Origin of the sequence: Rhodopirellula europaea 6C (assembly GCF_000338295.1) — a bacterium.
Classification (GTDB): Bacteria; Planctomycetota; Planctomycetia; order Pirellulales; family Pirellulaceae; genus Rhodopirellula; species Rhodopirellula europaea.
The window spans coordinates 239,253-259,410 of record NZ_ANMO01000216.1; the positions used below are offsets into that span (position 1 = coordinate 239,253).

Below are 20,158 nucleotides of genomic sequence, written 5' to 3' on the forward strand. Positions count from 1 at the left end.
TCCTAAGTGTGTTTCAAACAGAGTGAGGGGTCATGGTCGGCGATATGTTCTCGCCGGGACGACGCAGGGCCATCGCGGCGGGTGAGTCGCTGAACAAGGAAAAAAATTGCTCGCGAGAGAGTCTTTGAACGTCCGCGTCGGTACCAAGATGTTCTGGGTCGCCACTAGAGCAGCTCTCGAGGACCAAGCGAGCCGAAACAGTCGTTCGGTCGCCTTTGCGGGCTTTGGCTTTGACAATCGTCAACGCACCGTCGCGTTTGAATATCTCCGCTTCCACTGTCAGCGTCTCACCAGGCGATAAAAAATCACCAAACTTGACGCTTTTGGCTTCGCGAAGAAGTACCAAGGCAGAATCAAAATCAGGCGACATTCGGATCAACCACACGGCGGCTTGGTGCAATGCTTCGAGCATCATCACGCCGGGCATGACGGGGAACCGCGGGAAATGGTCGGCTAAGTATTCTTCGTTTGCCGCCAAAGTTCGTTCGCCGACCAAGCGTTGGCCGGGTGTCAGTTCGGTAATTCGGTCGATTTGGCGGTATTTCATGCCGCGTAACTTAGTACCCCGCCCAAAACGCCTCAACCATAGAATCGGCACAGAATTGCACCGAAGCGGTCGAATTGGGCAAATTCTACCCAGCGGAGGCTCACATTCGGGTGCTGGTGCCCTTCGTCAGAGCCATGAAGGCTGATTCCAGGTCGAGTTCTTCCTCGGCGAAACGCTTCAGGCCGATGCCGTTTTCAATCAGCAGTTTGGGCAATTCACTGTAATCGTCCGTGTCGCTATTGAGGATCACCCGAACGGCGTCATCACCCGGCTGAGTCGATTGGACCAATGGATGGCCCTGGAAAAGCTCCGCGATTCGGGACATCTGTTCGCGTTGGCTTGGCTGAATGATCAACACGGTGTGTTCGCGGACCATCCGGATGACTTCGGTGACGCGAGCGTTCTGCTTGAGTTCACCGCGGTCGATGATTCCGACCTTGTTACAAACGTCAGCCAATTCCGGCAGGATGTGACTGCTGACGATGACGGTCTTGCCCATTTCGCCTAGACGACGCAGCAGGTTCCGCATCTCAATCCGAGCTCGCGGGTCGAGTCCCGAAAGTGGCTCGTCGAGCAGCAGGACTTGAGGATCGTGCAGCAGCGTTCGCGCCAGCCCAAGGCGTTGGGTTTGTCCGCGAGAAAGCGTGTTGGCGTAGGCGTCCCGTTTGAAGTCCAAATCGACGACTTCCAGCATTTCGTTAACGCGTTTGCGTCGATCGGTGCCACCGATCCGGTACGAAGCGGCGAAGAATTCGAGGTACTCGACCACGGTCATGTCGTCGTACACGCCAAAGAAGTCGGGCATGTAGCCGACCAACCGGCGAATTTCCTTGGGCTGCGTGTGGACGCTGTGGCCGCACACGTAAGCTTCGCCCCAGCTGGGTTCCAGCAGCGTGGCGATGATCCGCATCGTCGTCGTTTTGCCAGCTCCATTGGGGCCGATGAAACCGAACAGGTCGCCCGCTTCCAGGTCCAAATCAATGGCGCGGATCGCGAATGCGTCGCCGTATTTTTTCGTCAGGTCAACTGTCTTGATCACGAGCCGGCACGATGCAGAACAAGGGAAACAAACGGGGGAATTCGATCAACGCCGGACTTCTTCGACCGGCAAAACCAAACGGACATAGGAATTGGATTGCTCAGGCATCGCGAGCGATTCAGCGGTTTTGGAAGCGTTATCCGAGTCGGGCGATTCCGTCGTCACGACCAACTCCGACCAAGGCGTCTTGCAACGTCCAATCAAAATGCAGCGGTCAGCCGTCAACAAAGAACTGAAATCCAAATGGCCGAGGACCTCGTTGCGAAGGACTGTGTAGCGAGGCCCACCGACGGCATCATGGAACATCAGCATCTCTGCCAAACGACGCGGTTGATCGACCATCGTCACGTCCCACGACTCGCCTTCGGAAGCACTTTCCAAAGCTCGTTGTCGCGACAATTGCCAGCGGAAGTTCTTTTGGCGAAGGGAGTCGACTTCGTCAATTCGCGAACCAGCGGGTAAGCGAGTGGGCAGCAGGTAAACCCAGTTTTGATAAATCAACATGCCGTCGAGCAAGTCGACCGGCAACGTGTTGACGAGCTCTCCATTGAGCAGTTCGCTGCCGCGTCGACGCTTGAGTATTTGTTCCGGCAGGTCAGTCGAAAACTGTGTCTGCAGTGCGATCGACTTGCTGCTCCGTGGCGACAGTCGCATCCCGCCGATCTGACTGCTCAGCGGTGATGCTGGATCGGCTTGTTTTAGTAAAACGCCGCAGGATTTTCCTGACGACTCGATTTGAATGCCGCCCATCGCCAGGCTGGGCGTCCCAAACGGCGCCAGGACTTGATGATGGAATTGGTCAGCGACCGCTTTGGATTCTGCCGTGGTACGAGTGGCAATTCGAATGCGATTGGATGGGTGCGAGTAGATGAACGACCATCGAAACAGTCGGCCAAACCCGGACTGGGCATCGATGTCGACGAACTCGATTGAGTTGGTCCGCAGCAACGCGTCGTCGACCGCGGGTTGGTTGGCCGTCGATGCGTCAGTCGACCTCGCGTCCGCCGGTTGCCTGGGTTGAGCCGCCATCCAAAGTCCGATCGACAGAGCGACGGAGACTGTGGGAAACGTCAGCCAGCCGATCCAACTGCTTTGGTTGAACTTTCGCATCAGCAAGTAGTCCAGTGGACCAACCAAGGCGATCAGGACGCCGATGATCACCGCCAAGACAGCGAAGCTGAATGGGCGTTTGAGGTCAAAACGATCCAGCGTCGCGCGGGTTTGGCCAGCCAAGTCTGCGAAGCCGCTGAGCCGAATGCTTTCGCTCACATTGTCTTCGTCCGCATGCCGCAGCTGATCGCCGATCAAAAGCATGACCAAGTCCATCCGCTGGGGCCATTCGGCAAATTCGGGCGATTCCAGATCCGCCGCCAACACAGTGATGTTGCCAAAACCGGATACATATCGAACAGCAAACGGTTGGCTCACCCGGCGGCTGGTTCGGCCGGAAATCAGCATTTCGCCGATGCCTTCGCGGCCAAAAGTTTTGGGAAGCTGAAGCCCCTCAAACTCAGGAAGTCGAGTTTGGCTGCTCGTGAACGTTTCCAAACCCGAAGGGTCCATTCGAGTGGTTTTGGCGGTCGCAACCGCTTCGGGCAGCAACTCCGCCAACCAATCGGCCGTGTCCAGCAATGCCTCCGCATTCTCGCCCAGCGTCAGCAGAACTTGCCCGCCGTTGCGAACCCAATGTGCCAGCGCAGTTCGTTGCGATGCACTGAGTTCTTTCAGGATCGGAATGCCAGCTGCGTTGATCACCATCAAGTCGATGCCATCCAAAGCCAACGCATGGTTTGGGACCGCGGCGGGATCCTGGATGTGAGTCACCGCGACCGAAGCTTCGCGGTTGAGCAGTTCATTCACTCCGATCGTGTCGATGGTGAGCGTGTCGCCAAAGACCATGACCCAGGGCATTCCCAGAGGAATCATGGCGGCTCCGTTGGCCGGAACGCCTCTTTCGGGCAATCGCGTTTTCGCCAGAACTTGTTCGCCAGATCGGATGATGATCGGAGCCGCTTCACTGCCGGGAATGACGAGCCCGAAAGGAGAGTTTTCGGAAAGATTGGGTTGTTCGTAGGTAACAACCGCTCCGTCGCCGTCGAGCGTTTCGATGACCAAGCCGCTGAGCTGCTCAACGGGAATCGCATCGCCGATGGTCGGTTCGCCTTGCGCGGTCTTCAATCGAATGGCGGTCCATTGGCCCGGTCGATAGTGACCTTGGATCCCTGCCCACTTCGCTTGGACGTTGGGGGCCATGGCGTCCTGTGCCGCGGCGGACGATCCTCGATGGATGGAAATTGTCGCCAGCAAGGCGATCGCGAAAATCGGGATCAGCGAAGACGTGAGCCTTTGGCTTTGGCGGATCTGTGCAAATGCGTTCCGACTGCTCATGGCTTTTCGCTCAGGCTGCATTCGCATTGAAAACGTCCACATCCCGGGCAACCGTTGCCGTACTTCTTCGACAAAGCGTCGGCCAAATCGATGTCGGCGACGTTTGCGATCGTGAACAACCAAGCGATCACGTCGGCAAATTCTTCTGCCAAATTTTCGCGGTCATCCCCCCGTAGGGCGGAGGCGAGTTCACCGACCTCCTCCATCAACCACATGAATGTTCCATCCACACCGCGAGCGACGTCTTTGTCGTAATACATGCGGTGGATGTGCTTTTGCAAATCCGCGATCGAGAGATCTTTGCTGGGAGACGTCATGAAGAAGTCGGGCGGAGAAGGCGGAATTCGGCAAAGGCCGAGCGGAAGATTGGATTCGAGATTGCGGATCAGGCTACTTTGAACCGTCAAACACGCAAAAAATCTTTATTCGATCGATTCGGATGATAGGCCAATTCGACTGCGAGGCGTATTCTAGCGACCCGAATCGGAACCGCGAGGCACCTTGGCATGCCTCCCTCTTGTGTCACGCTGTCCCCTTCCGTTCCGCCCAATTTCGGCACACTTGCAACCAGTCGCATGGAATCCACTTCGAAATCCGAAGTTCCCTCAACGCCTTCAGCCAAAGCGGCAAAAATTAAACCGGCCAAGCTGAACTCGTACCCGTTTTACAGCCCGCGTTTTTGGCACGGGATGCGGCCAGCCGCATGGTGGCGTTTGCTGCGCAGTGGCAGTTTCGAAATCAGTCCATCGCGAATCCCGATGGTGATCAGCGTTTCACTGACAACATTCGTCAACACGCTGTTGACGTGGCTGCAGAACGTTTTGTTCGCGCGACGGCTGCGAGAAGCTGAATTGCACGGGCCTCCGGTCTTCATCGTCGGGCACTGGCGAAGCGGCACAACGTTGCTGCATGAGTTGATGGTTCGCGACGAACGGTTCAGTAGCCCGTCGACGTTTCAGTGCTTTGCACCCTCGCATTTTCTCGTGACGCAGTGGTTCTTTCGGAAATTCGCCAGCTGGTTGCTGCCGGGCAAGCGTCCGATGGACAACATGGATGCGGGGTGGGAACGGCCACAGGAGGACGAGTTTGCCTTGATGAATCTGGGGCTGCCCTCGCCATATCGCAGAATCGCGTTTCCGCGAAGAAATCAGGTCGACATGGAGTATTTGGACCTGATCGACGTGTCCAACGAGGATCGCGAAACTTGGTTGTCGACGCTGCGGTCGTTTTTATTGCGAGTCAGCGTGTCGACGAATCGGCCTTTGGTGATCAAAAGTCCAACGCACACCGGCCGAATCGGTCATTTGGCTCGAGCTTTTCCGCAAGCCAAGTTTGTCCACATCACTCGCGATCCGCGGTCGCTGTTTCCGAGCACCTGTCGGCTGTGGCGAAGTTTGGACGAGGTTCAATCGTTGCAAACCAGCGATGAAGAAGGGCTGGATGAATACGTGCTGACTTGTCTGTCAAAGATGTACGACTCGTTTCATGCGGATCGTCAGGAGATCGACGAGCATCACATCATCGATATTCGTTACGAAGACTTGATCGCCGATCCGGTCGGCACTTTGCGAACGATCTACGAGTCGTTGCGGTTGAGCGATTTCGATACGGTCAGCGAAGACATCCAAGATTGGGCCGACAACGAACACCGGCAGTACAAAACCAACAAGCACCAATTGGATCCGGATCAAGAAAAGCTCCTGCTGGATCGTTGGAGCGACTATTTTGACCGGTACGGATACCGTTGATCTCTTTTTGAATTCACTGGATCGTTTGGATAATGATGAACCGAATCTTCTCTCGCTCGTCCTATGCGTTCACGATTGCGACTTGCTTGTGCGCCAGCATGATCGTTGCGGGTTGCTCGTCTTCCGCGACAACGGAGTCAACGGACAAAGAAACCGAAACCACGACCGGCTCGGTTGCCGCGATCGATGAGTTGCCGCCGGAGTCTCCCGAGGCTTCTTTCGAGCCGCCCGTTTTTGAAGCCGACGCCGAGAAGTTGTTGGCCAGTCGTTTGCCGATCGAACGAACCCAAGAGGGTTGGATTCGATTGTTTGACGGGCACACTTTGTTTGGGTGGGTGATCGGTGGGAATGCCAACTTCCGAGTGGAAGATGAAACCATCGTGGCCGACAAAGGCGAGAATTGTTTGCTGACCACGTCGACGCAGTGGAGCGACTACGAATTGGAATTGCAGTTCCAATGCGATGAAGAGACCAACTCGGGTGTGTTTGTACGCACGACGCTGGATCCGCAGAGCGTTCAAACGGATTGCTATGAGGTCAACATCGCGCCGCCGTCGAATCCGTTTCCAACCGGAGGCGTGGTGCAGCGATCGAAAGGCGAAACGTTCGACACCGATCCTGAAAAATGGCACACCATGAACATCTTGTGCGATGGTGCAACGTTGCGAGTCACCATCGACGGAACCGTGACTTGCGAATTGGATGATGCGACGCAGCCGACTTCCGGATACATCGGATTACAACATCGCGAAGGCCGAATCGCTTTCAAAGACATTCAGTTGCGTCCGTTGGGTCTGAAGAATCTGTTGGCCGATGGCTTGGAAGGTTGGACCGTTCGGGAAGGAATGGATGGCGAATACCGAATCAATGACGATGGTCATTTGGTCGTCGACGGCGGCAAGCAACAGCTTGAGACGGAGGCTGTGTTCGGCGACTTCGTCATGTTGGCTGATTACAAGATGGATGATCCAAAATCCAACTCGGGTTTGTTCTTTCGCGCCATCCCCGGCGATGAAATGATGGGCTACGAGTGCCAGGTCAGCAACGAGTTGATCGATGGCAATCCGTTGCAGCCCGCTGACTGCGGTGCCGGCGGGATCTTTCGTCGACAAGACGCTCGTGTGGTTGCCGGTGAACCGGAGCGATGGAATTCAATCTTGCTCGTCGCCGAAGGCAATCACTTCGCAACTTGGGTCAACGGTTTGCAGGTGACCGATATCGTTGACACTCGCAAGGCGGATGAAAATCCTCGCCGAGGACTTCGGTTGGAGCCCGGTTCGATCATCGTGCAGGGACACGACAAGACCACGCAAGCGACCTATCGCCAAATCGCAGTTGCCGAAAAGGTCGCCGCAGAAGGCGGTGAATAGTGGTGGCGATGAGGCGGATGCGAGGCGGTTACGAAGCGTTTTGGTCGCTCGCATTGTTGGCTTTGATGGCCGCAACATTTCGGCTTTGGCTGCCGGCTAGCTGGATCGGAACGGGGGATTACCCCGCGGTGCCAATGTTTGATCTGGCGAAGGTCGGATTGACGCAGCAAGCCGCCGGTTTGGTTTCCTTCGCTGCGACGCTCGCGATCGTGGTTGCTTGTTTCGCGACCGTTGGATTGGGACGATCGCGTTTGACTTGGCCAATCATCGCAGTGTCGCTGGCGACCGCGGTGATTTTGGATCAGCATCGATTGCAACCTTGGGCTTATCAATCGTTTCTCTACGCCATTTTGTTCGCGGCTGCTCCACGGGACGAGTCGGGGCGTTTGTCTGAATCAACCTTCCGTTTGGTTCGCTTGCTGACGATCAGCGTGTACGTATTCAGTGCGGTCGGCAAATTTGATTTTCAGTTTTTGCACACCGTTGGCCAGGACTTCCTCAAAGCTCCGCTGCAATGGGGCGGCGTTGATGTATCGGCTTGGTCGGCAAGGACCAGGTTGATTGCAGCAGCTAGCTTTCCGGGCTTTGAATTGTGCGTCGCGATTGCACTGAGTTGGCCTCGGACTCGGATGCTGGGCGTTTGGATGGCGACGGTGATGCACCTCGGGTTGATCGCGGTGTTGTCACCGATGGGATTGGGGCACAGCCCCGGTGTGATCGTTTGGAACGCTGTGATGGCGATGCAAGCTTGGTGGTTGTTCGCCGGAACCGTTGTGGAAGTTGAGGACGAGCCGAACACAGAGATTCGCCGCGTGGGGGCTCTGCCTTGGACGGTCGTTGTGATCGCTCTCGTGATGCCGATATTCGAGCGAGCAGGCTACTGGGATCACTGGCTCGCGTGGGCGTTGTACTCACCGCACAGCAGCCGAGTCACGCTTCAGATTCACGAGTCAGCGATCGACCAATTGCCCGAAGAATGGCAGGCCGCAATCACCGCCGATGATGATCCGGATCGATGGCACGATTTTCATCTCGGTCAGTTATCGCTGGCCGTTCGAAAAGTGCCTTCCGTTCCGCAGGCTCGGTATCAATGGGCGCTGGCGGATCGGATCATCCAGCAGTTCGGTATCGAGAACCAGGTTCGCGGCAAAGTTCAATCCGCATCCGACCGTTGGACGGGCGAACGAGACGAGCAGTGGTGGACTCGGCCGGATGAGTTTGAGAAAGCTGGCAAGCAGTTTTGGTTGGTGCCCTGACCACCGATCGCGAGATTACTCCGCGATTGATTCGGCGGCGTCTTCCGGTACTGATTCTGGTTCTGCTGAGTCAGCATCGTCGACTGGTGCATCGGGCTCTTCTGATGCACCCGTTTCGTCTGAATCGTTCTCGGCGTCCGGTTCACGCAATTGAAGAATGATTGCATCGTCGACCACTTCGATCTTGTCAAACTTCCGCAGCAGTTCCGCGGTCTCAACATCGTCGTAGGCGTCTTTCGCAAGGTTCTGTTGTGCGAGGCCTTCCATGAATGATTCCGGGATGGGCTCGCCTTTGACACTGGCGCTGGTCAGACGCACGACCAAAACGCCATTGTCCATCGAGACTTCGAACTCGGCATCGGCGTTGAAATAGCGTCCTTTGCCACCGGGGATCATGTCGGTCGGCAAAGTGATTTGACCGTACAGTCGGCTCTCTTCAATTCGCACGTACGCTTTGCCACGCAATTCTTCGTTGGCCGAGATCAATGCGTTGATCTCATCGCTGGTCAAACGCAACTCTCGGGGAGCGTCGGCGGCAACCGGCGAAGGATCGTTCGTCTCAAGTTCATCGCCAGCGATCTCGCCGTCGATGGTTGTGTCGTCATCTTGAGAGCCGGATTTAACTTGTTCGCTGAACGCGTCGATCCGGGCCTGCAGCTCATCCAAGCGTTCTTGTTCCCATTCGACAACAGGGACTTCGGCGGGCCGATCGTCGGTGTATTTTTCGACTTGGCCGGTGAACAAGTAATAGGCACCGAAGACGCTGGCGACCAACAACACGATCGCGAAAGTGAGCGTTCCTAAGCATCCCCAAATGACGCAGCCCCAACCAGATTTTTTGGCAGGTTGCACCATGACGTTTGGATCGTTCGGCGAACCAGATTGAAACGGATCGGTGGGATGCGTCGACATGTTCAGACTTCCTTGAGTTGGAGCACTGCTTGGCGAGCGCGGCGCAAAAAGTCAGCTTTGGGTTCGCCGGTTTCCAAAAAGATGGGAGCGCCGATCGTAATGCATGAGAGCAACGGAACCGGCAGCACTTCGCCACGCGGCAAGATTCGATTCACATTTTCGATGTAAACGGGGACCAATTCGAGGTCAGGGCGTTTCTTACCCAAGTAGTACAGGCCGCTTTTGAAGTCGCTCATCTCTTCGCCAGCTGATCGGCTTCCTTCGGGAAACACGATCAACGAATACAGGTCACCCATTTGCCGGATCATGATGTCGATCGGGCTTTTATGGACCTTGATCTCTTTGCGATCGATCAACAAAGCGTTGAAGCTGCGCGCGATGTGTTCTTTGAACCAGCTCCCGGTCCAGTAGTCTTTTGCCGCGACTGGACGAGTCAACAGGCGTATTTCGTGCGGCAATGCCGACCAAAGCACCACCGCGTCGAGGTGGCTGGTGTGGTTGGCAAAGTAAATTCGTTGGCACGTGTCCGGCTGGCAATCCACCCACCGAACGGTGAAGCCGCTGAACATCTTTGCGAGCAGAACGATGATATGGCTGGTCAGTGTCATGCGACCAGTTTACTCAGCCAGCCGTTGCCCTCGAAGCACCCTTGATTGGGTTGGTGCGGGTTCGAGGAGCGGTTTCGGCAGAGGGAGCTCGTTGGCGGGCTCGTGATTTCTCTGTGAAAATTCGATGCACAAGCGATTGGTAGCCGTCCACCATCGATTGCAGCGATCCGGTGGCTTGAACCAATTCGCGGCCGTTTCGACCCAATTGTGAACTCCGCTGAGGATCGTTGAGCAGCATATCGATCGCTGCCACGAAGGACTGCACATCTTCGCTGGGGACCAGTTCGCCAGTTTTGCCCGGCAGAACGGTTTCGGAAATGGATCCCACGTCCGTGGCGACGACGGGGGTCTCACAAGCGAGAGCTTCCAAAATTGAAACCGGTGAGGCTTCGTTGAGTGAGCAAAGCGTGAAAATATTCATGGCGGCGAGCAAACGAGGCGTGTCTCCACGATTGCCCAGCAGGTGAACTCGGTCGGTGAGTCCCAATTCTTCGATCAATGGTTCGATCGTCGCTCGCTCGGGGCCTTCGCCAATAACCAGCGTATGAAGGTCGGGATGCCGGTCGCGCAGTTTGGCAGCTGCGTGTACCAACATCGAATGATTCTTTTCGCTTCGTAGTGCAGCCACGATTCCGATCAACGGAGTTTCTTCGGGCAGCCCGAGTTCTTCGCGAACGTTGGGTGAGGTGCGGCATTCAGCCGAAGGATGGAAACGATCGCAATCAATCCCGTTTCGAATCACGTTCACTTTGTTGGGCGGGAACTTCTCGAACGTACGCAGGAATTCTCCGTGTGATTCGGCAACGCCAATGAATGCATCGGTGATGGAAGTGAGCAAGCGGTTCAGGCGTCCGACGCCGTCCGGCCAACCGGTGGAATGCAGTGCCGACGCGATCACAGGCACGCCCGCCATTTTCGCGGCCAAGCGTCCCCAGAACATCTTGTCTCCGGCACCGACGGTGATCACCGCATCGGCCTTTCGTTTGCGCATCAAACGTGCTAGTTGAGGCAGCACCGCGACGTCGTACTTGCCACGGATCAGGTGGCTGTGGATCGGAAACTCGTTGGCAATTTCGGTTCCGAGTGGGCCTGGTTCTTTCAGGCAAATCACTTCAGGACGGACAAGGTTCGGATCCATTCGCCGCATCAAATTGACCAGCAACGTTTCAGCACCACCGACCGGCATGCTGGTGATGATGAACATGCAGTTCAATGGGCGTTGGGCAAAGCTTGTGCTTGTGTTCATGAGAAGGCTAACTGGGGCTGGCGATTTTTGGTAGCAACTTCCGGTGTAATGTTCAGCACGTCTTCCGTTGGCAGGGTCGGTCGCCGCAAGTTTTTTCGGTTGTCGTAGGTCAGCCAATTGCGAAAACGATTGAATTCTGGATCGCCATGAAAGCGGCGGATATGAAACGAGTCGTCGCCGATCAGGTTGTAGGCGCCGTAGGCACTGCAGATGCCAATCAGCCCGCACTTGCGAGCCGTTTCGATGACAGCGGGACGCATTTGCTCGGGCAATCCGAACGGAACGGCGAGATATCGAACGGGTCGCTCGATCATCTCTTCGAGATTAGATTTCGCTTCAACGATTTCTTTGTTCAGCTCTTCGACCGTGTGAACTCGGTTGAAGTCGACGTGGTTGGCCGTGTGCAGTCCAATTTCGATGCCGCTATCTGCGGCCGCTTTGAGCTGCTCGACGGTGTTGATTGGTAGAGGGTGTTTGAGACGCAAGTCATGTTCAAATGGATGTCCATGACGCACATTTTCAGTGGTGACGAAGTAGGTGCAGGGTATTCGGTGACGAATCAGCAGCGGCAAAGCAAGTTCGCAGTTCTCTGAGTACCCATCGTCAAATGTGAAGGTGACGGAAGGACGCGGAGAATGCCCCGACTCGAGCCGTCGCTGCACTTCTTCCAACGAAATCAATTCAAAGTTGTCGCGGCAGTAGTCAACGTGTCGCTGGAATTCACGGTTTGAAATCGTCCACGGATTGACCGGTGCGTCGGCGACCCGATGGTAGAACAGCACTGACATCGGAGCCTCGCCACGCTCGGACATGCGTTGAATTTGCTTTTTCCGCCACGGCGATTGGATGGCCAACCGGGTGGAGATTGCGAGCGAGCGGAGCAGTTGCATGATGACGTGGGCGGTGAGCGTGATGGAGCAGTGGAAAAAGCTACGCCGCCTTGGGGGGGAATGTGAAACCCTTGGGAAACAGGTTTCAAGGTTCTGCTCATTCACGAATCAAATATTCCGGTTTTGCAGGCTGGTGGACTGCCGGAGAATCAATTCAGTAGCCATCCGAACAGGTGTTTGGAGTGTGTTTCGCGGCAAAGTATCAGTCGACGGCGGCGATTTGGCTTGTTTCGAGAGGCAGCGTTTTGTTACGCCCGACACAATGAATCACACTCGACGTCCGACCGAACGCCGCCGAAGAGTTATGCTCACCACCGTGGGCGGCGATACCGGAAACACGACGGCCAAACAGAAGGCGGTCCAGCAGCAATGGCGAGAAGCTCGCCGGCCCGCTGTTGCCTACGGGTCGCGTGTTCGCAGGTGTTTGCGCGGGCGTTGGTTCTCATTGGTTCCTGTTCAAAGGTCTGCCGTTTTTGGCTTGATGGCGACGGTGATCTCCGTCGCGTTCGTGCTGATCGGATTGCACTACGCATCGGTCGCGTGGCCGGCGTTGGCGGAACGCCCATCGGTCACTGCGGTCACTCGGATTGATGCCGTGGGCAGTTTGGGACGCTACTGCACCAGCATGTTGATGCTTGGAATCGCGGGCGCGTCATGGCTGGTCTATCAGCTTCGACGATACCGCAACGATGATTTTCTAGGGCACTATCGGCTGTGGCGACTCGTCACTGTGATGGCGTTACTCGGCAGCGTCGCGACGATGGTTCCCTTGATCGATTTGTTGGGCGGTGTGACCGAGTGGGCGTTGGGAAAGCGAGTCGCTCTGTCCGGTAGTGATTGGGTCAAATTGTTGCTGACCGTTGGTGGTGCGGTGATGTTGTTGCGGACCACGGCCGAAATTTGGAAACACCGAGTCGCAGCATCATGGATGTTTGCCGGTTGGTTGGCGGCCGCGCTGCCTGTTGCTGAGAATTGGAACTTGCTCGCGATCGATACACCGCTTCGTTGGACCGCGTTTACGTCAGCGATGTTGGTTGCAGCATCGTGTTGGTTTTGCGCGACTGTCATGTATCTGCGAACGCTCTACATGGATGTCCGAGGGATTCAGCGACCAGCGAGCTTGGTAGTCCGAGTTCGGCAAGCGTCGGCCGAGCAATGGGAAAGCATGCGTGATTGGACCAAACGCGAACCCAAGCCACCAAAGCCCGCGAAAGAACTGAAAGTCAAGAAGGCTCCGGAACCGAAACGGCCCGAGAAGCAGGTTGAGACAAAGCCTAAGGAAACAACTGAGACAGATGAGAAACCGGCACGCAAACGACGGTTCTGGCAACGTACCGAAGCGTCGCCCGCGAGCGATGAGCCATCGAGCCGTCGTGATCAAGCGTCCAAGCAAGATGATGAAATCGACGAGGCTGCGAACGAAGTGTCGTCCAACGATGAACAGGACAATGAAGAGACGTCCAGCAAGCGAGCCTCCAAATGGAAGTTCTGGGGACGCAAGCGAAAGCACGTGGACTCGGAGGAAGAAACCATCGAGGACGAGCAAGAGGAATTGTTAGCCGCTGAAACCGAAGCCGACGACACCGAAGCAGATGACGCCGAGCCGAAGGCCAAACGTTCTTGGTTCCCCAAGTGGAAGCGTAAGCCGAAAGCTGATGGAGACGATGGTTCGGACGTCGAGGAAGAGCCAGCCGAGATGACTCAGACCGACGATTCAGAGAACGAAGATGCAGACGCGGCGCCGAAGAAGCGACGTTTCGGATTGAAGTTCCCATCGCTCGGCCGCAAGGCCAAGAAGAATGCGACGGATGACGAATCCGAAACACAAGAAGAGGTCTCGGCGTCAAATTTCGAAGAGGTTGCGGATTCGCGATCCAACGACCATTCGTCGTCCAACCAAAACTCCTACGATGATTCTCAGCCTGATTACAGCGAGATGAATGAAGAGGACATTGATTGGTCCGGTATGAGCAAAGCGGAGCGTCGTCGTGTTCGCAAACAGCTCAAACGCGGTGGCCGTGCGGCTTAGCACTGGGGTGATAGAACGTCGGTCTCGCCACTTGGCTTCACCTGTGCGTTGCCAAGTGAAGTCGACATTCAGCGTCTGCGGCGAGCTTGCCAATCCTGAGGGATTTTCTAACAGCCGGCAAAGTTTGACTTCGCGGCGCAGTTTGACTGATCCGCAACATTCGCCCGGCCGATAAAGACGATGTTCGCACGACCGTTCAGCCAGCAGTGATTGGTGAATCGGTTCGACGCGAGATGTTTCACGTCTTTCACCCACGGGTCTGTCTTCGCCGCTATGTCGGAGCAAGAGTCCACGACCGAATCCGTTCTTCGCATTCAAACTGCGAAACCGGAGATTCCGATCGATACGCCAATGCGGCGATGGATCATGCAGTGGGGAACTGCTGTGGTTGGTGGAGTCACCGCGGTTGGCGACTTGGCGATGTTCACTTGGCAGATGTTCGTGTGGATGTTCACTCGGATGCCTCGACGTGACACGGTGTTGGTCAACTTTTATCAGGTTGGCGTGTTGAGCCTACCGGTCGTGGCACTTACCGGATCGTTCATCGGAATGGTGCTGGCGGTTCAGAGTTACTACCAGTTTCACACCATCGGATTGGAAACGCACCTCGGTGTCGTGATCAACACGTCGCTGGTTCGGGAACTCGGGCCGGTGTTGGCGGCGACGATGTTGGCCGGGCGAGTTGGCGGCGCCATGGCGGCGGTGCTGGGAACGATGCGTGTGACGGAACAGATCGATGCGTTGACCACGATGGGTGCCGACCCGATTCACTATCTGGTCGTGCCGCGATTCATGGCGTGTCTGTTCTTGATTCCCGCACTGACCATCGTGGCGGACTTCATGGGAATCGTTGGCGGGTATTTCTACAGCGTCATCATTCTCGGAATCGACCGTGCCGCCTATCTGCATCATTCGCGTGAAGGCGTGGTCGCCTTTGATCTTTTCAACGGGATCTTTAAAAGCATTTTCTTCGGCGGCGTGATTGCCATCATCAGTTGTTATCGCGGTTTTAATTGCCAACCCGGAGCTGAGGGCGTTGGCAAAGCCGCGACGGAAGCGTTTGTGTATTCGTTCGTGATGATCCTGGCGATCGACCTGTTCCTGAACATCGTTTTGGACTGGGTGTATTTCAGTTTCTACCCGGAAGGCACGAGTCTGTTTTAGTGAGCGATTCCAATCCACCGATCGATCCATTCGAGCAAGATGCATCCGAAACGCAAGCTGAAGAGTCAGCCGTCGCGGTGGCGGAGCGTCCATTGGTTGAAGTGGAAAATCTGGAAGTCACCTTTGATGGCCAAACGGTCTTGAAGGACATCGACTGCCAAATTGAACGCGGGCAAACCGTCGCCGTGATCGGTGAAAGTGGTTGCGGCAAAACCGTATTCATGAAAACGATTGTGGCGTTGGTGCAACCAACCGTCGGTCGTGTGATGTTTGACGGACAAGACTTGTCGGGGCTGAGTCCAGCTGAGTTGGCGGTCGTCCGTCGGCGATTTGGGTTTGTGTTTCAACATGCGGCGCTATTCGACAGCATGAACATCTTCGACAACGTTGCCTTTCCGATTCGACAAAACGAAGAGGGTGTCGATGAAGCCGAGATCAACGATCGAGTGCGTCAGCACATCGGTGAGGTCGGATTGCCCGAAGAAGTGATTTACAAGCGGCCGGCTGAGTTGTCGGGCGGGATGCAAAAACGCGTCGGGTTGGCTCGTGCGTTGGTTCTCCGCCCGGAATTGGTTGTTTATGACGAACCAACCACCGGGTTGGATCCGATCATGAGCGATGTGATCAACGAATTGATTTTGAATACGCGCCGGATGTATCCGGTGACGAGCATCGTCGTCACCCACGACATGCACACCGCACGCAAAGTGGCTGACCGAGTGATGATGTTTTATCCGCGACGTCGGCTCGAACTCGATCAGTCGCAAATACTTTTTGACGCTCCACCGAGCCAACTCGAACACGCCGAAGATCGTCGTGTCCGCCAGTTTGTGCGAGGGGAAGCGGGGGATCGCATCCGCGAAATGTCTCAGGGGATGGGTTGAACCATGGATGACAGCAGACTTCGTTTTGGTGTGGGCGTGCTCGTGATCGCGGCGATTGGAATCGCGGTGATCCTCACGTTCTTGTTTGGTGCGTTTCCCGCGATCTTAAATCGCGAGTACACGTTGAACGTCTATTTCCCGTCCGCTGATGGGATCAATGTCAATGCGCCGGTGTATCGCGATGGCGTCAAAATCGGGCGCGTCGATGACATCCGGTTGCAGGAAGAAGGTGGCGTGAGGCTGATCCTTTCAATGGACGAGAGTGTCTCGATGACGCACCAGTACATTCCTCAAATTGGAATCGGGTCGCTGATCACCGGTGACTCGAAACTTGAGTTTCGCAAAGCCGACCGGCGTGAATTGATTGGGTTGTTCGATGACAATCCGGACTTGATAGAACAACCCTACACGGATGGCGAACTGTTCGACTATGGAAAAAAGTTGGAAGACCCATTCTCGTTGATCTTTGGGATGGAAGATGAACTCGTCTCGACGTTCCGAAGCGTGCGTGGTGCGGGGGATGCGATTCAAAATATTGGCAGCGACATCAAGGGATTGGTTCGCGATGTTCGTGGCGTGATTGGGCTGAGTCCAACCGCACCGGTATCGTCGCCATCGGTTCCAATGGGCGGCTTTCCTCAGTCGATGGCACCCGCTCCCGAGTGGGCCCGGCCGATTGTTTTGGCGACTCATTCAAGTCCGCAGGACGCTACGTCGAAGGGTGTGATTCAACAAGTGGCGATGCAACAACCGCTGCCACAGCAGGGCATGCAGCAGCCAACCATTCCTCCGCAGGGATTCACTCCGCCGCAAGGGTTTGGAACTCAGTTGGGGACACCATTGCCCGGCCAGCAAGGAATGCAGACTCCGCCAACGATCACACAATTGGCCGGGGATGCATCACAAGCGGTCAAAGAGTTCAGCTTCTTGGTTCGCGACATCAGGTCAATCATTGGTGACCCTCAAATACAGCGAAGCGTGAGTGATACGGTCGATCGATTGCCTGGTGTTTTGGACGAAGTCAAAGTCACTCTCGAAGACGCTCGCGAAACGTTTGAGACCTTTCGTGATGTCGGAGGGCAATTCGAACAGGTCGGGATCGTTGCCGAGGACGCTGTTTCGCAAACCGCGAACGAATTGCAATCTACGCTTCGCAGCGTTCGATCGACGGCCAAGAGCTTTGAGGGCACAGCGGAGAACATCGAGGCCTTCACTGAACCGCTGGGTGAACGTGGCGGTGAGTTGATTGAAGCGGTTTTGGTGAGCTTGGCCAACGTTGACAACGCATTGGTGCAGTTGGATACGTTTGGTCGAACGCTCAACAGCAGTGACGGAACCGTTCGTCGTCTGCTGGAAGATGATGAGCTGTTCTACCAAGTCCAGCGCACCGTTCAGAACATCGAAGCGGCTTCGGCACGTTTGCGTCCGATCCTCGATGACGTTCGTGTCTTCTCGGACAAGATCGCTCGTGACCCAAGGCAATTGGGCGTCCGCGGTGCGATCACCAACCGGCCAAGTGGAATGGGTTTGAAGTAAAACAATGCCCGCACATGATTGATCGATTGGTTCAGGTAAATCGCGAGATCGTCTGGTAAGCGATCAACGCGGCGACGTAGGCCAAGACGGTCATGTAGCCGAATTGGAACACCGCCCAGCCCCATGAGCCAGTTTCCTTTTTGGTGACAGCTTGAGTTGGAAGGCACTGCATCGCCAAGACGAAGAATACCAGCAGGCTGACACATGTTGCGGTAGTGAAGACTCGTTTGCCTTCCGCGTCGGTGGCCGAAATCAATCGATCATGCAGCGATGATTCATCCTCGGGTTCAGGGCCCAAGCCGTACAGAATGCTGAGCGTTGAGACGACCACTTCGCGAGCGGCGAAACTGGTCATCACACCAACGCTGGTCTTCCAGTCAAAACCGAGCGGCGCGAAAACGGGCTGAACAAACTTGCCCATCCGTCCGATCACGGCGTGTTCTTGTGCGGCGAGGGCACGGCGGTTTTCCAGGTCCGTTTCTTCGAGCGTTTCCGCGTTCAAGCCTGCCGTTTGCAACTGCTCAGTAAAACGTTCTTCCGGAAGTTTAGGATAGGTCGACAAAACCCAAATGCCAATGCTGATGGCCAGGATCACGCCCCCTGCATCGCGCAGGAATCCCCATCCGCGTTCGTATGCATGCCGGAGTGCGTTGCTGAGCGATGGTGTTCGGTAGGGAGGCAAATCCAGAATCAGCGGAGAGGCTTCACCCGGCAAGATCGATCGTTTCAGCAACCATGCGACGAAGAAAGCGGCGACCATCCCGAGTGCGTAGGCCGACGCGAAAAGCAACGCGGCCGACCATGGGCTGGAAGGAAACAGCAACGCGGCGACCATCGTGTAGACGGGAAGACGTGCCGAACAAGTCATCAACGGGATGACCATGATCGCAGCGAGTCGGTCTCGCCGATTCGCGATGACTTTGGTGGACATGATCGCCGGAATGGCGCAAGCATGAGCTGCGAGCAACGGCACAAACGCTTGGCCAGGCAATCCGACGCGCCGCATCCATCGATCGATTACGACGACTGCTCGCGAGAGATAGCCGGAGTCTTCGAGGATGGCCAACATGAAAAACAGAATGCAGATCTGCGGCAGGAAGATCACAACGCCGCCGATGCCTGCCAAGATTCCGTCGGTGATCAAGCTGTTCAGGTCGCCTTCGGGCAACCAACCGCCGACCTTCTCGGTCACCAAACCGAAGGTGGCGTCGAGCCATTCCATCGGATACTGCGCGAGGTAAAACACTGACGCGAACGCGGCGACCATCACGGCGACAAAAATCACCGGGCCAAGGAAACGATGGGTCGTGACTTGGTCGACTCGGTCCGTCCATTCGTCCGAGGCGACGTATCCGGTTCGCGTGCTTTCGCGAGCGAGTGTCGAAGCCCAGCGGTGGCCATCCGCGAATGGGCAAGCCCCACATGCTCCGCATTCAATCTCAGCCGGCTCGGCATCCGCGCTCAGCACTACCATTTTTCGTGGCTGCAGCAATTGCCTCAGGTTGGATTTCAGGTCGTCCAGGCCTTCGCCGGTACGGGCGGAAACTCCGATGACGGGGCAGCCAAGTTTTTGTGACAGGACATCCAAGTCCACATCGACACCGCTCTTGCGAGCCAGTTCGATCATGTTGACGGCGACGAGGGTTGGCCGCCCGCACTGGATGGCTTCGCGGGCAACGGCGAGGCTGCGTTGAAGGTTGGTCGCATCGACCACGACCAAGACGCCCTCGGGAGGGCATTCGGATTCACCGGTGATGAATGCTCGAGCAATCTGTTCTTCGGGAGATGACGCCGTCAGCGAATACAGGCCCGGCAAATCAACCAACGTGCATGATTGACCTTCGTTCAAATCCGCGGTGCCGGTGCGTCGGTCCACGGTGGTGCCAGCGAAGTTGGAAGTCTTCGCCAGCAGGTTGGTCAGTCGGTTGAAGAGAGATGTTTTGCCGACGTTTGGGTTGCCCACCATGGCAACCACTCGAGCTTGGCAAAGCTGTTGGGCGGAGGCATCTTCAGAAGAGTTGCAAGGAGCAACCGGTGAAACGCTCATCCGTCAGTGGCTCGAACGAAGATCTGTTGAGCGATCTCCCCAGCCACGGCAATCCGGCTTCCTGCTGCTTTCAAAATCAGCGGATTGCCTCGGCGAGACAACTGCACCAGTTGACCTTCAAACAGTCCTAACGCTTTTAAACGCGAAGCGCAGTTTTCGGGCAGGTCCAAACGAACGATTTCGGCACTGTTGGATCCGCAACGGTCCAGGGCGAGTTCAGCGATCAAGTCATCACCTGTAAATGAGAACGGTTCTCGATTGCGTTCACTTTAGATCTTCGAGCGATCGGTGGGTAGTGGGACGTTTCGCCGAATGTGCACAAATTTTGCAGTTCGCTCGTTCGCAGCGAATGATTCGGTCATCCGCTAAAGGAACAACGCATATCGGATTGGAAGGAAGTCGTTGGCGGGCGTGGATCATGCTCTGGCGATCACCTGCCGTCCTTTTGGGGGGCGTCGGCGTGACAGCATTTACGAAGTCTAGTTTGCGGAGGT

17 protein-coding genes are annotated in these 20,158 nt (G+C 56.0%); 7 read left to right on the plus strand and 10 right to left on the minus strand.

What is annotated here, in order from left to right; genetic code table 11:
- Window positions 1-13: 13 nt before the first annotated feature.
- The 4 genes from RE6C_RS23120 to RE6C_RS23135 all read right to left on the minus strand — a co-directional run bounded on the left by RE6C_RS23120 (window position 14) and on the right by RE6C_RS23135 (window position 4,291).
- Complete coding sequence (locus tag RE6C_RS23120; protein WP_007326693.1) at window positions 14-547, minus strand: 3-hydroxyacyl-ACP dehydratase FabZ family protein; 534 nt, start codon at window positions 545-547, stop codon at window positions 14-16.
- Window positions 548-647: 100 nt separating this feature from the next.
- Entirely contained in the window at window positions 648-1,586 is a 939-nt protein-coding gene (locus RE6C_RS23125) for an ABC transporter ATP-binding protein (RefSeq protein WP_007326694.1), read from the minus strand.
- Window positions 1,587-1,631: 45 nt separating this feature from the next.
- On the minus strand, window positions 1,632-3,995 hold the full coding sequence (locus RE6C_RS23130) for a hypothetical protein (RefSeq protein ID WP_008660550.1): 2,364 nt from the start codon (window positions 3,993-3,995) through the stop codon (window positions 1,632-1,634).
- A complete protein-coding gene (locus RE6C_RS23135; RefSeq protein WP_008663028.1) occupies window positions 3,971-4,291 on the minus strand; it encodes a MazG nucleotide pyrophosphohydrolase domain-containing protein in 321 nt (106 codons plus the stop codon). The genes RE6C_RS23130 and RE6C_RS23135 overlap by 25 nt, the downstream gene beginning before the upstream one ends.
- Window positions 4,292-4,549: 258 nt before the next feature.
- On the opposite strand from RE6C_RS23135, the gene RE6C_RS23140 reads away from it, so the two are divergent.
- The 3 genes from RE6C_RS23140 to RE6C_RS23150 are packed head-to-tail and all read left to right on the plus strand — an operon-like array spanning window position 4,550 to window position 8,348.
- A complete protein-coding gene (locus RE6C_RS23140; RefSeq protein ID WP_008660552.1) occupies window positions 4,550-5,722 on the plus strand; it encodes a sulfotransferase family protein in 1,173 nt (390 codons plus the stop codon).
- Between the two features lie 32 nt (window positions 5,723-5,754).
- Entirely contained in the window at window positions 5,755-7,092 is a 1,338-nt protein-coding gene (locus RE6C_RS23145; protein ID WP_008660554.1) for a 3-keto-disaccharide hydrolase, read from the plus strand.
- An 8-nt stretch (window positions 7,093-7,100) separates the two neighbouring features.
- Window positions 7,101-8,348, plus strand: coding sequence for a hypothetical protein (locus tag RE6C_RS23150; protein WP_236618455.1), 1,248 nt, complete (start codon window positions 7,101-7,103; stop codon window positions 8,346-8,348).
- Between the two features lie 15 nt (window positions 8,349-8,363).
- On the opposite strand, the gene RE6C_RS23155 is transcribed toward RE6C_RS23150, so the two are convergent.
- From RE6C_RS23155 to RE6C_RS23170, 4 genes are read right to left on the minus strand one after another with little or no spacing between them, the layout of a single operon-like run.
- On the minus strand, window positions 8,364-9,260 hold the full coding sequence (locus tag RE6C_RS23155; protein ID WP_008660556.1) for a hypothetical protein: 897 nt from the start codon (window positions 9,258-9,260) through the stop codon (window positions 8,364-8,366).
- A 2-nt stretch (window positions 9,261-9,262) separates the two neighbouring features.
- On the minus strand, window positions 9,263-9,868 hold the full coding sequence (locus tag RE6C_RS23160; protein WP_007332043.1) for a lysophospholipid acyltransferase family protein: 606 nt from the start codon (window positions 9,866-9,868) through the stop codon (window positions 9,263-9,265).
- A 13-nt stretch (window positions 9,869-9,881) separates the two neighbouring features.
- Window positions 9,882-11,072 carry a glycosyltransferase family 4 protein gene (locus RE6C_RS23165; protein WP_008660559.1) on the minus strand — a complete coding sequence of 397 codons (1,191 nt, stop codon included), beginning with the start codon at window positions 11,070-11,072 and terminating at the stop codon, window positions 9,882-9,884.
- A gap of 38 nt (window positions 11,073-11,110) precedes the next feature.
- Complete coding sequence (locus RE6C_RS23170) at window positions 11,111-12,004, minus strand: polysaccharide deacetylase family protein (RefSeq protein ID WP_008660561.1); 894 nt, start codon at window positions 12,002-12,004, stop codon at window positions 11,111-11,113.
- A gap of 304 nt (window positions 12,005-12,308) precedes the next feature.
- Here RE6C_RS23170 and RE6C_RS23175 point away from each other — a divergent pair, with 304 nt between their 5' ends.
- The 4 genes from RE6C_RS23175 (at window position 12,309) to RE6C_RS23190 (ending at window position 17,617) form a co-directional block, all read left to right on the plus strand.
- The gene (locus RE6C_RS23175) at window positions 12,309-14,033 is read left to right on the plus strand and encodes a DUF2339 domain-containing protein (RefSeq protein ID WP_236618456.1); all 1,725 of its coding nucleotides are present in this window, start codon (window positions 12,309-12,311) and stop codon (window positions 14,031-14,033) included.
- A gap of 273 nt (window positions 14,034-14,306) precedes the next feature.
- A complete protein-coding gene (locus RE6C_RS23180) occupies window positions 14,307-15,197 on the plus strand; it encodes an MlaE family ABC transporter permease (protein WP_008660565.1) in 891 nt (296 codons plus the stop codon).
- Window positions 15,197-16,081, plus strand: a complete 885-nt coding sequence (locus tag RE6C_RS23185) for an ABC transporter ATP-binding protein (protein ID WP_008660566.1) — start codon at window positions 15,197-15,199, stop codon at window positions 16,079-16,081. The genes RE6C_RS23180 and RE6C_RS23185 overlap by 1 nt, the downstream gene beginning before the upstream one ends.
- A gap of 3 nt (window positions 16,082-16,084) precedes the next feature.
- Window positions 16,085-17,617, plus strand: a complete 1,533-nt coding sequence (locus tag RE6C_RS23190; protein ID WP_008660568.1) for an MlaD family protein — start codon at window positions 16,085-16,087, stop codon at window positions 17,615-17,617.
- Window positions 17,618-17,648: 31 nt separating this feature from the next.
- On the opposite strand, the gene feoB is transcribed toward RE6C_RS23190, so the two are convergent.
- The gene (gene feoB / locus RE6C_RS23195; protein WP_008660569.1) at window positions 17,649-19,664 is read right to left on the minus strand and encodes a ferrous iron transporter B; all 2,016 of its coding nucleotides are present in this window, start codon (window positions 19,662-19,664) and stop codon (window positions 17,649-17,651) included.
- On the minus strand, window positions 19,661-19,891 hold the full coding sequence (locus RE6C_RS23200) for a FeoA family protein (protein WP_007326709.1): 231 nt from the start codon (window positions 19,889-19,891) through the stop codon (window positions 19,661-19,663). The genes feoB and RE6C_RS23200 overlap by 4 nt, the downstream gene beginning before the upstream one ends.
- Window positions 19,892-20,158: the final 267 nt, after the last annotated feature.

Coding starts and splice junctions, on each gene's coding strand:
- RE6C_RS23120 (WP_007326693.1), bottom strand. CDS start 547: ATGAAATACCGCCAAATCGACCGAATTACCGAACTGACACCCGGCCAA.
- RE6C_RS23130 (WP_008660550.1), bottom strand. CDS start 3,995: ATGCAGCCTGAGCGAAAAGCCATGAGCAGTCGGAACGCATTTGCACAG.
- RE6C_RS23135 (WP_008663028.1), bottom strand. CDS start 4,291: ATGACGTCTCCCAGCAAAGATCTCTCGATCGCGGATTTGCAAAAGCAC.
- RE6C_RS23140 (WP_008660552.1), top strand. CDS start 4,550: ATGGAATCCACTTCGAAATCCGAAGTTCCCTCAACGCCTTCAGCCAAA.
- RE6C_RS23145 (WP_008660554.1), top strand. CDS start 5,755: ATGATGAACCGAATCTTCTCTCGCTCGTCCTATGCGTTCACGATTGCG.
- RE6C_RS23150 (WP_236618455.1), top strand. CDS start 7,101: ATGAGGCGGATGCGAGGCGGTTACGAAGCGTTTTGGTCGCTCGCATTG.
- RE6C_RS23155 (WP_008660556.1), bottom strand. CDS start 9,260: ATGTCGACGCATCCCACCGATCCGTTTCAATCTGGTTCGCCGAACGAT.
- RE6C_RS23160 (WP_007332043.1), bottom strand. CDS start 9,868: ATGACACTGACCAGCCATATCATCGTTCTGCTCGCAAAGATGTTCAGC.
- RE6C_RS23165 (WP_008660559.1), bottom strand. CDS start 11,072: ATGTTCATCATCACCAGCATGCCGGTCGGTGGTGCTGAAACGTTGCTG.
- RE6C_RS23170 (WP_008660561.1), bottom strand. CDS start 12,004: ATGCAACTGCTCCGCTCGCTCGCAATCTCCACCCGGTTGGCCATCCAA.
- RE6C_RS23175 (WP_236618456.1), top strand. CDS start 12,309: ATGCTCACCACCGTGGGCGGCGATACCGGAAACACGACGGCCAAACAG.
- RE6C_RS23180 (WP_008660565.1), top strand. CDS start 14,307: ATGTCGGAGCAAGAGTCCACGACCGAATCCGTTCTTCGCATTCAAACT.
- RE6C_RS23190 (WP_008660568.1), top strand. CDS start 16,085: ATGGATGACAGCAGACTTCGTTTTGGTGTGGGCGTGCTCGTGATCGCG.
- feoB (WP_008660569.1), bottom strand. CDS start 19,664: ATGAGCGTTTCACCGGTTGCTCCTTGCAACTCTTCTGAAGATGCCTCC.